We start from the raw sequence: 13,419 nt of genomic DNA, 5'->3' as shown, positions 1-13,419 counted from the left end.
TTTTAATCTCGAATGCATAATTCTCTGATTACTCGGTCAACATATAACCGCCAATCCGGAAAATGTAACGCCAGGGAATTGGCGAGTGCGTCGGTCTTCAAGCGCGAGTTTTTCGGACGCTGGGCAGGAAGCGGATAGGCTTCGGTTGGAATCGGCTGTATGTTTTCAGGTTTAAGCTTAAGTTGCATTCCGTTTTCGTAGGCTCGTTGAACGGCGTAACAGGCCAATCCGTGCCAGGTAGTTTCGCCGCCGGATGTCAAGTGATATATGCCTCCGGCTAGTTGATTGCGGCGAAAGCCGATAATGGCATGAGCGGTAACATCGGCAATGAGTTCGGCGCAAGTGGGCGCGCCGAATTGATCGGCCACGATATTAATATTTTCGCGTTCTTGGGCGAGCCTCAGGATGGTTTTAATAAAATTATTGCCTTGCGCGGAAAATACCCAGCTGGTTCGGAAAATCAGTGTATTGCATCGGGTATTTAAAATGGCTTCTTCGCCCGCGCGTTTCGATTTCCCGTAAACGCTTTGCGGGTTGGTTGCATCGGTTTCGAGATAGGCTTCATTTTTTACGCCGTCGAATACATAATCGGTCGAGTAGTGCACGAGTAAGGTGCCGTGGGTTTTTGCGTATTGTGCCAAGACATCGACCGCCTCGGCATTGATTGCGTATGCGGCTTTCTCGTTTGTTTCGGCTTTGTCGACAGCGGTGTAAGCGGCGGCATTGACGATAATTTCCGGTTTGCGTTCTTTAAGTAAATCGAGTAATGCGTCAGGGTTTTGCAGATCTGCTTCGTCGCGGCCGAATGCGGCAACTTCGCCGAGAGGCAGGAGCGTTCGTTGAAGTTCCCGTCCGACTTGTCCGTTTTTACCTAATAATAGTAAGTTCATGAGAGTTTTGTTTGAATTTGTGGTGCAAGTAACTCGTTGCTAAAAAAGATAGTGTATATTGACGCAATTTTCGGGCTAAACTTAATCATACATTCCAAACTCAGGGATGGCCGTGTCGAGTTTGAATAACAACAAAAAATGAAAATACTGCACATACTTGATCATTCGATTCCACTGCATAGCGGTTACACTTTTAGAACCCGTGCTATTTTAGAACAACAAAAGAAACTTGGTTGGCAAACATTTCATGTAACTTCGGCAAAGCATAAAGTTACCGAGCAAGCGGTTGAAGAAGTCGACGGGTTACTATTTTACCGGTCGCCGATGCCGCAATGTTTTTGGGCCGATTGGCCGATTGTGAACCAATGGGCGATTGTAAAATCGCTCGGTAAACGCTTGGATGAAATCATTCCAGAAATCAACCCCGATATTCTGCACGCGCATTCCCCCGCGTTGAACGGATTGGCTGCTCTGAAAGCGGCACGAAAACACAAGATTCCATTGGTCTATGAATGCCGAGCGTTTTGGGAAGACGCTGCTGTCGATCACGGATCGACGACCGAAGGAAGTTTGCGTTATCGCGTGACTCACTTTCTGGAAACCCATGTGTTTAAAAATGCCGATGCCGTGACGACGATCTGCGAAGGTTTGCGAAACGACATTATCGGCCGGGGCGTTGCCGATAGCAAAATTACCGTAATTCCGAATGCGGTCGATATCGATAAATTCAGTTACGACGTCGAGCCTGATCTGCCATTGCGCGAACAACTGGGGTTGGTGGATAAGGTGGTATTGGGATTTATCGGTTCGTTCTATGCCTATGAAGGCATTCCTCTTTTGCTCGATGCCTTGCCCTCGATTCTGAAGGAAATTCCGGATGTTCGTTTATTGTTGGTCGGCGGCGGTCCTCAGGATGACGCGATCAAGCAAAAGGCCCGCGATTTGGGTTTGCAAGACAAGGTCGTTTTTACCGGGCGAGTGCCGCATGATCGAGTGCAAGACTATTACAATCAGGTCGATATTTTCGTTTATCCGCGCCTGTCGATGCGTTTGACCGATTTGGTTACGCCGCTCAAACCGTTGGAGGCGATGGCGCAAGGGCGATTGGTCATAGCGTCCGATGTCGGCGGGCATAAGGAATTGATCGACGATGAAAAGACCGGTTATTTATTTGCAGCGGGAAATGCCGAAAGTCTCGCGCAAACGGTTCTGCGCTTGTTGAATAATCGTTCCCAATGGGATGCGATTCGCGCGAACGGGCGCCGTTTCGTCGAGGAAAAACGGAATTGGGCCTATAGCGTAAGCCGTTATCAAAATGTCTATCAACGCTTGCTCCAAAAATGATTGTTCATGACCGATAAAACTCCTCGCCTCGTCGTTTTTTGTTCTTTGTTTCCCAGTTCCGCGCAACCGAATTCGGGTGTATTCATTCGTGAGCGCATGTTTCGGGTCGGTCAGCAATTGCCGATTGTCGTCGTTTCGCCGGTTGCCTGGTTTCCGTTGCAAAGCCTGATCCGTTTGGTGAAGCCCGGTTTTCGTCCTCAGCCGCCGAAATTCGAATTACAACAGGGTGTTGAGGTTTATTATCCTCGTTTTTTGTCGATTCCGGGGTTTTTAAAGCAGTGGGACGGTTTTATGATGGCTTTGGGTGCATTGCCGACCATGGTCCGATTGAAGCGGAAACACCGATTTAATTTGATCGATGCGCATTTCGCCTATCCGGACGGTTATGCCGCGACCTGGCTCGGTAAACGGTTCAAGGTGCCGGTGACGATTACGTTAAGAGGGACTGAAGTCAGTTTGTCGAAGTTTCCGGCACGCAAACTTCGGATTGTTTCGGCCTTGCAGAGGGCCACGAAAATATTTTCGGTGGCCGATTCGCTCAAGCGTCACGTCGTTGCGTTGGGCATCGATTCGAACAAAATACAAGTCGTCGGTAACGGCGTCGATGCCGATAAGTTTCAACCGGTCGATCGCGCCGAAGCCAGGCGGGATTTGAATTTGCCTGAAGGTGCGCCAGTATTAATATCGGTAGGCGGATTGGTCGATCGCAAAGGTTATCATCGCGTTATCGAAGTATTGCCGTTATTGCTCAAAGCATTTCCCGACTTGATGTATTTGATCGTCGGCGGGGCTTGCGCCGAGGGTAATAATCGAAAGCAATTGGAACAACAAGTTGCCGACTTGAATTTGCAAAACCATGTCCGCTTTTTAGGGCCGTTGCCTTCGGAACAATTAAAATCGCCGTTGTCGGCATCAGATATATTTGTATTGTCAACAGCCAATGAAGGATGGGCCAATGTTTTTTTGGAGGCGATGGCTTGCGGTTTGCCGGTGATAACCACTGATGTCGGCGGCAATAGTGAAGTCGTCAATGATGCGTCATTAGGTGCGATCGTGCCGTTCGGCGATTCATCGGCATTACAACTTGCTTTATCGGATGCATTGAATAAACAGTGGGACAGGCAGGCGATCAGGCATTATGCCGAGCAGAACGCGTGGCATCATCGTGTCGATACTTTGGTTGCCGAATTTAAGCGAATATGCCTATCGTAGATCAAAATTCGGCGCCGGGGTGCCCGTCAAAGGACGCCGTGAATACGTCCATGTAGGCTCTATGTCAGCATCCATGCTGGCAAAGCCTTTGCCGAACACCCCGGCGCCTCCTTAAACACTGCAGAAACTTGAAGTGCGAAAGGTATAATAGAAAAACAAAAATCGATTAAAGGGTGAAAAATGGGATTTATTGCTGGCTGGTATGGTACCGGTATCGATCGAAATCAAGCGCATGAGCTTGCCGAATCGCTGAAAAGTTGCGCGCCCGAGTCGACTAAAAAAACGATCGGCATACGCATAGCCGAATCGTTTGCTTTAGTCTCCGATGATAAACGGTCGCTTAAACAGCGGGATTGCCTGCTTGCGCTTACCGGGCACGGTTTCGGGCCGCTAGAAGCGATTGTCGAAAACTATAAAACTAAAGGTGCCGATTTTATCAAGGATATGCAGGGCGCATTTACCTTGATGTTGTTAGATGAATACGAGAAACGCTTGTTGTTGGCGACAGACCGCCTAGGGCAAAACAATCTCTATTATGCGCAAACGCCGAACGGAATCGTGTTCGGTTCGACGGCCGATAGTGTCATCGCGCACCCTGAAGTCAGTTCGGAGATTTCCCGCCAATCGATTTACGATTATGTCTATTTTCATCATTGTCCGAGCCCGCATACGATTTATCGGCAAGTCCAAAAGTTGGAAGGCGGGCAATTATTGACTTATCAAGATGGAAAAATCGCTCTGCAGTATTACTGGATGCCGGTTTTTTCCGAACAAGGGGCTTATTCGCTCGAGCAATCCGGGCAAGCGTTACGAAATGAAATCTTAGAAGCTGTCCGGCAGTCGGCTGCCGATTCGAATGTGACCGGCGCTTTTTTGAGCGGGGGGCTGGACAGTTCGAGCGTTGCCGGTGCGTTGTCGAAAGTGTATCCGGAGCAAGCCAAAACTTTTACGATGGGTTTTCCGGTTGAAGGCTACGATGAGATCGAGTATGCGCGTATTGCCGTTGAGCGTTTCAAAACCCAGCCGCATGAATATTATGTGACGCCGGACGATACTGTGGCCGCCGTGCCGAAGATTGCCGCATATTACGATGAGCCGTTCGGCAATTCGTCGGCGTTGGCGGCTTATTATTGCGCCAAATTGGCTAAGGACAACGGCATTCAGGTAATGCTGGCCGGCGACGGCGGCGATGAGTTGTACGCGGGCAATGAACGCTATGCGAAACAATTGTTGTTTAATCGCTATTATCGAATACCCGGTTTTGCTAGGACTTTGTTGAGAGCCGGTTTGTACAATACGCCCGATGTGCTGCTGAAAAATAAAATTCTTTTTAAAGCCAAACGCTATGTCGAGCAGGCCGAAGTTCCGTTGCCGGACCGTTTGCAAGACTATAACTTCATGAACCGGCATCCGGCTCAGGAGATATTTACCGGCGATTTTTTGACAGGTATCGATATCGACCGGCCAATTCAGAGTCTGCGAGATTGTTATCACCGACCGGAAAATGCTTCGGCTTTAAACCGTATGCTGTACATGGATTGGAAAACGACCTTGCATGATAACGATTTGGTCAAGGTCAATCGAATGTGCGAGATGATCGGTGTCGAAGTGCGATACCCCTTACTGAGCAACGCGATTGTCGATTTGTCTTGCCGGATACCGTCTTCGGAAAAGTTGAAAGGTCAGCAATTGCGTTGGTTTTATAAGCAAGCGATGCGCGATTTTTTGCCCGAAGCCATTATTAACAAGTCTAAGCATGGTTTCGGTTTGCCGTTCGGGATTTGGCTGCAGGACCATCAACCGTTGAAAGAGCTGGCATACGATAGTATCGGCGCCTTGAAAAAGCGCGATTATTTTCGCGCCGATTTTCTAGATCATGCCGTTAAGATGCATCAGAGTATCCACGCGGCCTATTACGGCGAATTGATTTGGATCTTGATGATGCTGGAGCTTTGGTTTCAGGCGAAAAATCATCATTAAGCCGTAACGACGCGGTTTCGCTGTTTCCCAAGCTCCAGCTTGGGAAACCGGTCACGGAAGCTCTAGCTTCCCGAAAAAAACGGAGCGCAAATATGCCAAGAAGCAGTTATCGAGTGCTAACTAACCCTTGCCCGCATTTCCTGACAGCAACGATAAACCACTGGCTACCATTGTTCACAAATCCAAAACTAGTCGATATCGTGCTTGACTCCTGGCGCTATCTCCAGAGCAATGACAATTTTCAACTATACGGTTATGTCATCCTTGAAAATCACTTACATCTGATTGCCGCATCCGAAAATTTAAGCCGTGATATCCAGCGATTTAAATCATACACGGCAAAACAACTCATTGCCTATCTTGAACAGCATCGTTCAAATAATTGGAATTACTGGCATTGTTTAAACGGGTACACAAGTATGATAGCGACTATCAGGTTTGGGAAGAAGGCAGCCATCCGCAAATAATAGAGTCAGAGGTAGTCATGCGTCAAAAGCTGGAATATATTCATCAAAACCCTGTTAAACGAGGCTATGTGGATAAGCCGGAGCACTGGCGTTATTCCAGTGCACGAAATTATTTAGGGCAAGAAGGGATGATTGAAGTGGTTCGGCAATGGTGAGGATCTCTGGAAGCTAGAGCTTCCGGAGTGTGTTTCCCAAGCTGGAGCTTGGGAAACAGCTTGTTGATGATGCTGGAGCTCTGGTTTCAGGCGAAAAATCATCATTAAGCCGTAACGACGCGGTTCCTGCCGGTTTGTTTGGCTCGGTACATGGCTTGATCGGCCCGGTCGATGAATTCGTCTAGCGTGTCGTCGCCGTGTAAAGTACTGGTGCCGAGGCTTGCGGTCATGCGTATCGTCTCCAGTCCGTAAGCGAAAATATGATTTTCGATGTTTTGCCGAATTCTTTCCGCCAACAATTCGGCGCCTTTTAAATCGGTCTCGCTGAGAAGCACGACGAATTCCTCGCCGCCGTAACGGAACACGATGTCGCTGCTTCTAATGCTTTCATTGATCCATTTGGCGATTGATGTCAACGCAAGATCGCCGCATTGGTGGCCATAGTTATCGTTGATGCTTTTGAAATGATCGATATCGATAAATACTACCGATAGATGGTTGCCGTTTCTATGTGCAAGGCGTATTTCGCGGCGAACGGTGTCATTGAAGGCGGAACGATTCCGTGTTTGCGTCAGCACATCGGTAAATGCCAGATTCATCGCTTGTTGAAATAAGGTCGCGTTTCTGAGCGGATAAATCAAGCAACAAAGCAGCGTTTCAATCATTTTTAATTCTTGTTCGGAAAACTTCTGACGGCGCATCAATTTGAGTTCGCCGAGTTGCTGTTCTTCGACCTTCATTGCATAAGAGCATGAGCTTCGAGTCACTATGCCGTTTTTGATTTCAAGACCGAATTCATCGTTGTTGTAAACAAAACCGCTATGTGGAATCAGGTTTTGAATTTTATTACTGAAGATATGGATTAGCTCATCGAACTCCAGTGTAGTTTGCAAAGCGCTGCTAATGTCATAATGAGTCAAATTATCCGCTTTGAAGGCTTCGAATGTGTTGTTACTGACAACGGCGAGATTGGCGGCTTTTTTTTGCATGGCTAAATCCTCGATAAAGATTTGTTTTTAGGATTAAAGCTATGATCGTGCCAAAAAGAAAAAAACCTATAATATCAATATTATGAATTGATTGCGTCAATAACATGACGGGATCGATGGCAAAATCTTGCCGCCCTATACCTAGGCTGGTTTAAGATTTGGAAATCGAACGAAATCCCGTGCGGGGCGGGTTTTTCTGGTTCCCACGGTCCTCCGTGGGAACCCATACCTTGTCAGCCGAGGCAAGATCGGTATGCATTCCCACGCTGGAGCGGTGGGAACGAGGAAAACGGTAATTTTTGACTTATGTATAACGATGAGAGCTGGAGCTTGGGTAACCTGTTCAGGAAGCTCTAGCTTCCCGACGATCAAGGAAGATTGAGCGAGCGAGTCGGGATTGATTGCGGTTGTTTCGGTCACTGGAAGCTGGAGCTTCTGGGGTGTGTTTCCCAAGCCGGAGCTTGGAAAACAGTGGAATATAATTTAGGAGTAAACGACATGAAAAATGACCCGAATAAAGAACGCCAAATGAATGAGCAAGACAAAAAAACGCCTGTCGATACGAGTACAAAGCCACCGAATTCTACTCCCGAAATAGGAGGCGCTCCGGGCCCTGAGCCGACCCGATACGGCGATTGGGAAAAGAAAGGCCGGTGTATCGACTTTTAACCTGGAAAATTCCCTATGCTAAGGGTAGTATGTGGCTTTCAATAACAGCAGGCGGCGGTTATGAACAGTACTAACAGACCTTTATCCCCTCATCTACAAGTCTACCGATTGCCCTTGACGGGCCTCATTTCCATTACCCATCGCATGACCGGTGTCATGCTTTCTTTAGGTTTGATCCTGTTTTTATGCATGCTTTATGCGATTGCGGGCGGCGCCGAAGCCTTCTCGGCAATGCAGGCGATGACCGATTCGATTTTGCTGCAAATCGTGCTTTGGGGTTTCATGTATGCCTTGTTTTTTCATTTGTGTCACGGTGTTCGTCATCTGATTTGGGATGCCGGTTGCAGTTTCGACAACGAAACATTGAATCGCTATGCGCTAATCGAGCTTTTCGTTTCGCTGGTTTTGACAGCAGCCACCTTTGCATTTTTCATTCTTTAGGAGTCAAGCATGGAATATCGATCTCCGATTTCGAAAGCGCGCGGTTTGGGTTCGGCTAAATCCGGCACCGAACATTGGTGGCTGCAACGCGTCACCGCGGTAGCTTTAATACCCTTGTCGTATTGGTTGATTGTTTTGATCAAGCTGGCGACCACCGCGACTTATCAAGAAACGGTAAGCTGGCTGGCGGCACCGCTTAATACGGTTGTTATCGCGCTATGGATTTTAGCGGTATGCTTCCATGCGGCATTGGGCGTGCAAGTGGTCATCGAGGATTATGTTTCCACCGAAGGCGCGAAAATGAGTGCGGTCTGGACGTGCCATTTACTGTTTACGGCAATTGCTGTCGCGGCATTGTTCGCTGTTTTACAAATATCTCTAGCAGGCTAAACATGACGGGAAGTTATAAGATTATCGAACACAGTTATGACGTGGTTGTGGTCGGCGCGGGAGGTGCGGGGCTGCGCGCGACTTTCGGGATGGTTGAAAAAGGCTTGAAGACCGCTTGTATTTCAAAAGTCTTTCCAACCCGCAGTCATACCGTGGCCGCTCAAGGCGGCATCAGCGCCGCGCTCGGCAACATGGGCGAAGACAATTGGCGTTTTCACATGTACGACACGGTCAAAGGTTCGGACTGGCTAGGCGATCAGGATGCGATCGAATATATGTGCCGCGAAGCGATTCCGGCCGTGATCGAGTTGGAGCATTACGGTGTGCCGTTTTCCAGAACGCCGGAAGGCAAGATTTATCAGCGCGCGTTCGGCGGCATGACCACGCATTTCGGAAAAGGTCAGGCGCAACGCACATGCGCGGCGGCCGACCTGACCGGTCATGCGATTTTGCATACCTTGTATCAGCAGTCTTTGAAGCATAATGCCGAATTTTTCGTCGAATATATCGCGCTCGATTTAATCATGGAAGGCGAAGAATGCCGGGGCGTGCTGGCTTGGTGTTTGGATGACGGTTCCTTGCATCTATTCAAGGGTCACATGACCGTACTGGCGACCGGCGGTTACGGGCGCAGTTATTTTTCTTGTACGTCGGCGCATACTGTGACCGGCGACGGCAACGCGATGGTGCTGCGGGCCGGCTTGGCGTTACAGGACATGGAATTCGTGCAGTTTCATCCGACCGGGATTTACGGCGCCGGGTGCTTGATTACCGAAGGTGTGCGCGGGGAAGGCGGTTATTTGACCAACTCCGAAGGCGAACGCTTCATGGAAAGGTACGCACCGTCGGCGAAAGATCTGGCGTCCCGCGACGTCGTGAGCCGCGCGATGACGGTCGAAATCAACGAAGGCCGCGGCGTCGGTCCGCTCAAGGACCATGTGTATTTACACATCGAACATTTGGACCCTGCGATCATTCACGAACGTTTGCCGGGCATTGCCGAAACGTCTCGGATATTCGCCGGCGTCGATGTCACCAAGGAGCCGATTCCGGTACTGCCGACCGTGCATTACAACATGGGCGGTATTCCGACTAATTACAAAGCCGAAGTCGTCACGTTGAAAGGCGGCGATTCCGACAAGGTGATACCGGGTTTGATGGCGATCGGCGAAGCGGCTTGCGTATCGGTACATGGCGCTAACCGCTTGGGGTCCAATTCGCTACTCGATTTGGTCGTGTTCGGGCGTTCGGCGGCAATTCGCTGCGCCGAATTGATCAAGCCTGGCACAGCGCATAAACCGCTCGTGAGCGATGCATGCGACAAGGCCTTGGAACGTTTCGACAAATTGCGAAACGCCAACGGCAGTCGTACAACGTCCGAGATCCGTCTCGACATGCAGCGCGTCATGCAAAGCAAGGCTGCCGTTTTTAGAACCGGTTCGACATTGGCGGAGGGCTTGACGCAACTGAAAGCCATTCGAGAAAGCCTTGCCGATGTGAGCGTGGCCGACAAGTCGATGATTTGGAATACCGATCTAGTCGAAACCTTGGAATTGGATAATTTAATGAGCCAAGCCGTCGTAACGATGGCTGCGGCCGGGAATCGAACCGAAAGCCGGGGAGGGCACGCGCGTGAGGATTTCAGTCAGCGCGACGATGCGAATTGGCTGAAACATAGTTTGCTTTGGTTAAACGATAATGAAGTCAAAATCGACTATCGGCCGGTGCATTTATATACCTTGACCGATGAAGTCGAAGCCATTCCGCCGAAAGAGAGGGTTTACTGATGGTTGAGTTTACACTGCCGAAAAATTCCAAGTTGACCCGGGGCAAATTTTTCAAGGCGCCCGACGGCGCAACGAATGTCCGGCGATTCGAGGTGTATCGCTGGGACCCCGATTCGGGTGAAAATCCGCGTATCGATGCTTATGAAGTCGATGTCGGCAGTTGCGGCCCGATGGTGCTCGATGCGATCATCAAGATCAAAAACGAGATCGACAGCACCTTGACTTTCCGCCGCTCGTGCCGTGAAGGGGTTTGCGGGTCTTGTGCGATGAATGTCAACGGTAAAAATACCTTAGTATGTACCAAGGCGATCGACGAATATAAAGGCACGATCAAGATCTTTCCGTTACCGCATATGGCGGTCGTCAAAGACTTGGTTCCCGATATGACGCATTTTTATGCGCAATACGCTTCGATTAAACCGTGGATGGCAACGCAAACGCCGCCGCCGGCCGACTCCGAGAGACTGCAAAGCCGTGAGGACAGGGCAAAATTGGACGGACTTTACGAGTGCGTGCTGTGTGCCTGCTGTTCGACCAGTTGTCCGAGTTATTGGTGGAACAGCGAGCGTTATTTGGGTCCGGCCGTTTTGTTGCAGGCTTATCGTTGGCTCGTCGATAGCCGCGATGAAGGAACCGGCGAACGTCTCGACGAATTGGAAGACCCATTCAAGCTGTATCGTTGTCACACGATCATGAATTGTACCGACACTTGCCCGAAAGGTTTGAATCCGGCCAAGGCGATAGCGGAAACTAAAAAACTGCTGGTGCAACGAAAACTGGGGTAATGAGCGAATTGGCCAAACTTCGCTGGAGATGCCGACGCGGCACGCTGGAGCTGGATATCATGCTGATCAATTATCTCGAGTATGGTTATTTGGCCGCCGGGGACGACGAAAAAAAATCGTTTCTAGCCTTGCTGAATCTGGAAGATTCGTTGCTTTTGCCGTTATTGATGGGCGATTGCGAACCCGCGCCAGGCATGCAAGCCGAGTTGGTCGCAAAAATTCGGGGCCTGATGCAAGGCAGTCGTTGAGGCGCTATCGATTATCGTTCCCACGCTCCGGCGTGGGAATGCAGTCCGGGACGCTCTGCGTCCCGTGCCGCAGGAGCGGCACTGAACTCGTCTCGTCTCCATACGCCGGAGCTATGAAACCTGAGGCATAGAAACAGATAAGGAAAGGTTTTTCGATGGAATACAAAGACTATTACAAAATCATGGGTGTCGAAAAAACCGCGACTCAGGACGAGATCAAGCGCGCCTACCGTAAACTGGCGCGAAAATACCATCCCGACGTCAGCAAGGAGCCCGATGCTGAACAAAAATTCAAGGAAGTCGGCGAGGCTTACGAAGTCCTGAAAGATCCTCAAAAAAGAGCGGCCTACGACCGCATCGGCAGTCAATGGCGCGAAGGCCAGCCGTTTACGCCGCCGCCCGATTGGGATGTCGGTTTCGAATTTTCCGGCGGCGGCTTTACCGGCGGCGATACGTCGGGTTTCAGCGACTTTTTCGAAACGCTGTTCGGGAGAGGCGCGCCGTTCGGGGCAAGCAGACAGACTTATAGCCGGAATTTTTCAGCACAAGGACAAGATCATCGCGCTAAAATTCTGATCGATCTCGAAGATGCCTATCACGGCGCTTCTCGCCTAATTAGTCTACAAATCCCTGAGATCGATGATGCCGGGCGTATCATCAATAAAACGCGCACATTGAACGTCAAAATTCCCAAAGGCGTTAAGGCCGGACAACAAATCCGATTGACCGGTCAAGGCGGACCCGGCATCGGAAAAGGGCGGCAAGGCGATTTGTATCTCGAAGTTGCGTTCAGAAAGCATCGTTATTTTCATGCCGAAGGGCTCGATATCTATTTAGAACTGCCGGTAACGCCTTGGGAGGCTGCATTGGGCGCAATAGTTGCCGTGCCGACGCTGGGCGGCTCGGTCGAATTAAAAATACCGCCCGGTTCGCAAACCGGCCATAAGCTACGTCTGAAAGGGCGAGGCTTACCCGGCAATCCGCCCGGCGATCAGTTTGCCGTTTTGAAAGTTGTCGTGCCTCCAGCCAAGTCTGATGCCGATAAAGCGATATACGAACAAATGGCAAGAGCGATGCCGCTAAACCCGAGAGCCGGGATGGGAGTCTAGTATGAGCAATGAAGTCATTATAAGCAGCGTAATCGTTTTGGATGATAATACCCGTTTTACGTTGCTTGAATTGTGCCGGCTCGGACAAACCAGCGCCGAGTGGGTTATCGAACTGGTCGAGGAGGGTGTTTTGGAGCCGGAAGGTTCTGGAATCGGCGACTGGCGTTTCGGGGCGGACGCACTGAAAAGGCTTCAAGCCGTTCAACGGCTTCAGCGCGATCTTCGCATAAACCTCCCCGGTGCGGCATTGGTGCTCGAATTGCTCGAAGAAATTGAAATGTTGAGGCAACGCTACGAAAGCTAGGTTTGCAAGCTTTCAATCTAACGTTCATGAAGGCCCGGTCATCGCCCCGGTAAATGAAAGTTCAACTGCGTAGCCCGGATGGAGCTCGCGCAATCCGGGGCTTTCGAAGCCATGCCTGCCCCGTATTCCGCTGACGATGCATACGGGCTACAGGCTTGCTCCTTCCCAAGCAGAGCTCTCATCGTTATACATAAGTCAAAAATTACAGTTTTCCTCGTTCCCACCGCTCCAGCGTGGGAATGCATACCGATCTTGCTTCGGCTGACAAGGTATGGGTTCCCACGGAGGACCGTGGGAACCAGAAAAAAATTACTGTTTTGCAATCTTAGCCAATGAGGCCTCGATACCATTTTTTGTCGCCCAACGTTCCCGACTTTCCCTCACCTAGCGTTAGGTGAGGGACGATCTGGGGATCGCTCCCACAGAGCATCCGGCCCCTTGTGGGAGCGACGCCTTCGTCGCGATTTCGAAGTCACTGATGTTTAATATCCCAAGATTTTGCTCCTTCCCAAGCTCGGCTTGGGAAGGCAGTCCCGAAAGCTCTGCTTCTCGTGACGGCAAGCAGAGCTAGCGGAATCGTTTCCCAAGCAGAGCTTGGGAAACAGCAATACAGAGTCCGAATCCGCGAACTTTCACAGTAATCCGATAG

At 50.1% G+C, this 13,419-nt stretch carries 13 protein-coding genes and 1 pseudogene; 12 read left to right on the top strand and 2 right to left on the bottom strand.

Features of this window, described 5'->3' with window-relative positions:
* Window positions 1-2 precede the first annotated feature (2 nt).
* Window positions 3-890, bottom strand: a complete 888-nt coding sequence (rfbD, locus tag ACRJJO_RS07105) for a dTDP-4-dehydrorhamnose reductase (RefSeq protein WP_431065167.1) — start codon at window positions 888-890, stop codon at window positions 3-5.
* A 138-nt stretch (window positions 891-1,028) separates the two neighbouring features.
* On the opposite strand from rfbD, the gene ACRJJO_RS07100 reads away from it, so the two are divergent.
* From ACRJJO_RS07100 to ACRJJO_RS07085, 4 genes and pseudogenes are all read left to right on the top strand, one after another.
* Window positions 1,029-2,234 carry a TIGR04063 family PEP-CTERM/XrtA system glycosyltransferase gene (locus ACRJJO_RS07100; RefSeq protein WP_431065166.1) on the top strand — a complete coding sequence of 402 codons (1,206 nt, stop codon included), beginning with the start codon at window positions 1,029-1,031 and terminating at the stop codon, window positions 2,232-2,234.
* A gap of 6 nt (window positions 2,235-2,240) precedes the next feature.
* On the top strand, window positions 2,241-3,446 hold the full coding sequence (locus ACRJJO_RS07095) for a glycosyltransferase (RefSeq protein ID WP_431065165.1): 1,206 nt from the start codon (window positions 2,241-2,243) through the stop codon (window positions 3,444-3,446).
* 180 nt (window positions 3,447-3,626) lie between these two features.
* On the top strand, window positions 3,627-5,426 hold the full coding sequence (locus ACRJJO_RS07090) for an asparagine synthetase B family protein (RefSeq protein WP_431065164.1): 1,800 nt from the start codon (window positions 3,627-3,629) through the stop codon (window positions 5,424-5,426).
* Window positions 5,427-5,518: 92 nt separating this feature from the next.
* Window positions 5,519-6,048, top strand: a pseudogene (locus ACRJJO_RS07085) (REP-associated tyrosine transposase).
* Between the two features lie 104 nt (window positions 6,049-6,152).
* Here the strand turns inward: ACRJJO_RS07085 and ACRJJO_RS07080 are convergent.
* The gene (locus ACRJJO_RS07080) at window positions 6,153-7,037 is read right to left on the bottom strand and encodes a GGDEF domain-containing protein (protein ID WP_431065163.1); all 885 of its coding nucleotides are present in this window, start codon (window positions 7,035-7,037) and stop codon (window positions 6,153-6,155) included.
* Between the two features lie 498 nt (window positions 7,038-7,535).
* Between ACRJJO_RS07080 and ACRJJO_RS07075 the strand changes: the two genes are divergently transcribed.
* The 8 genes from ACRJJO_RS07075 to ACRJJO_RS07040 all read left to right on the top strand — a co-directional run bounded on the left by ACRJJO_RS07075 (window position 7,536) and on the right by ACRJJO_RS07040 (window position 12,770).
* Entirely contained in the window at window positions 7,536-7,706 is a 171-nt protein-coding gene (locus ACRJJO_RS07075) for a DUF1674 domain-containing protein (protein WP_431065162.1), read from the top strand.
* A 60-nt stretch (window positions 7,707-7,766) separates the two neighbouring features.
* Entirely contained in the window at window positions 7,767-8,147 is a 381-nt protein-coding gene (gene sdhC, locus ACRJJO_RS07070) for a succinate dehydrogenase, cytochrome b556 subunit (protein WP_404355905.1), read from the top strand.
* 9 nt (window positions 8,148-8,156) lie between these two features.
* Entirely contained in the window at window positions 8,157-8,537 is a 381-nt protein-coding gene (gene sdhD, locus ACRJJO_RS07065) for a succinate dehydrogenase, hydrophobic membrane anchor protein (RefSeq protein ID WP_125219822.1), read from the top strand.
* Window positions 8,538-8,539: 2 nt separating this feature from the next.
* The gene (sdhA, locus tag ACRJJO_RS07060; protein ID WP_431065161.1) at window positions 8,540-10,324 is read left to right on the top strand and encodes a succinate dehydrogenase flavoprotein subunit; all 1,785 of its coding nucleotides are present in this window, start codon (window positions 8,540-8,542) and stop codon (window positions 10,322-10,324) included.
* Window positions 10,324-11,109, top strand: coding sequence for a succinate dehydrogenase iron-sulfur subunit (locus ACRJJO_RS07055; protein ID WP_431065160.1), 786 nt, complete (start codon window positions 10,324-10,326; stop codon window positions 11,107-11,109). The genes sdhA and ACRJJO_RS07055 overlap by 1 nt, the downstream gene beginning before the upstream one ends.
* Complete coding sequence (locus ACRJJO_RS07050; protein ID WP_125219819.1) at window positions 11,109-11,357, top strand: succinate dehydrogenase assembly factor 2; 249 nt, start codon at window positions 11,109-11,111, stop codon at window positions 11,355-11,357. The genes ACRJJO_RS07055 and ACRJJO_RS07050 overlap by 1 nt, the downstream gene beginning before the upstream one ends.
* A gap of 155 nt (window positions 11,358-11,512) precedes the next feature.
* On the top strand, window positions 11,513-12,466 hold the full coding sequence (locus ACRJJO_RS07045) for a DnaJ C-terminal domain-containing protein (protein WP_431065159.1): 954 nt from the start codon (window positions 11,513-11,515) through the stop codon (window positions 12,464-12,466).
* A gap of 1 nt (window position 12,467) precedes the next feature.
* Window positions 12,468-12,770, top strand: coding sequence for a chaperone modulator CbpM (locus ACRJJO_RS07040; RefSeq protein WP_431065158.1), 303 nt, complete (start codon window positions 12,468-12,470; stop codon window positions 12,768-12,770).
* Window positions 12,771-13,419 lie beyond the last annotated feature (649 nt).

Origin of the sequence: Methylotuvimicrobium sp. (genome assembly GCF_050611805.1) — a bacterium.
In the GTDB taxonomy this organism is placed as follows: domain Bacteria; phylum Pseudomonadota; class Gammaproteobacteria; order Methylococcales; family Methylomonadaceae; genus Methylotuvimicrobium.
This window is presented reverse-complemented; position numbering and strand designations above follow the sequence as displayed.

Bases quoted from the DNA above. Each gene is read 5' to 3' on its own strand.
- rfbD (WP_431065167.1), bottom strand. From the start codon at position 890: ATGAACTTACTATTATTAGGTAAAAACGGACAAGTCGGACGGGAACTT.
- ACRJJO_RS07100 (WP_431065166.1), top strand. From the start codon at position 1,029: ATGAAAATACTGCACATACTTGATCATTCGATTCCACTGCATAGCGGT.
- ACRJJO_RS07095 (WP_431065165.1), top strand. From the start codon at position 2,241: ATGACCGATAAAACTCCTCGCCTCGTCGTTTTTTGTTCTTTGTTTCCC.
- ACRJJO_RS07090 (WP_431065164.1), top strand. From the start codon at position 3,627: ATGGGATTTATTGCTGGCTGGTATGGTACCGGTATCGATCGAAATCAA.
- ACRJJO_RS07080 (WP_431065163.1), bottom strand. From the start codon at position 7,037: ATGCAAAAAAAAGCCGCCAATCTCGCCGTTGTCAGTAACAACACATTC.
- ACRJJO_RS07075 (WP_431065162.1), top strand. From the start codon at position 7,536: ATGAAAAATGACCCGAATAAAGAACGCCAAATGAATGAGCAAGACAAA.
- sdhC (WP_404355905.1), top strand. From the start codon at position 7,767: ATGAACAGTACTAACAGACCTTTATCCCCTCATCTACAAGTCTACCGA.
- sdhD (WP_125219822.1), top strand. From the start codon at position 8,157: ATGGAATATCGATCTCCGATTTCGAAAGCGCGCGGTTTGGGTTCGGCT.
- sdhA (WP_431065161.1), top strand. From the start codon at position 8,540: ATGACGGGAAGTTATAAGATTATCGAACACAGTTATGACGTGGTTGTG.
- ACRJJO_RS07055 (WP_431065160.1), top strand. From the start codon at position 10,324: ATGGTTGAGTTTACACTGCCGAAAAATTCCAAGTTGACCCGGGGCAAA.
- ACRJJO_RS07050 (WP_125219819.1), top strand. From the start codon at position 11,109: ATGAGCGAATTGGCCAAACTTCGCTGGAGATGCCGACGCGGCACGCTG.
- ACRJJO_RS07045 (WP_431065159.1), top strand. From the start codon at position 11,513: ATGGAATACAAAGACTATTACAAAATCATGGGTGTCGAAAAAACCGCG.
- ACRJJO_RS07040 (WP_431065158.1), top strand. From the start codon at position 12,468: ATGAGCAATGAAGTCATTATAAGCAGCGTAATCGTTTTGGATGATAAT.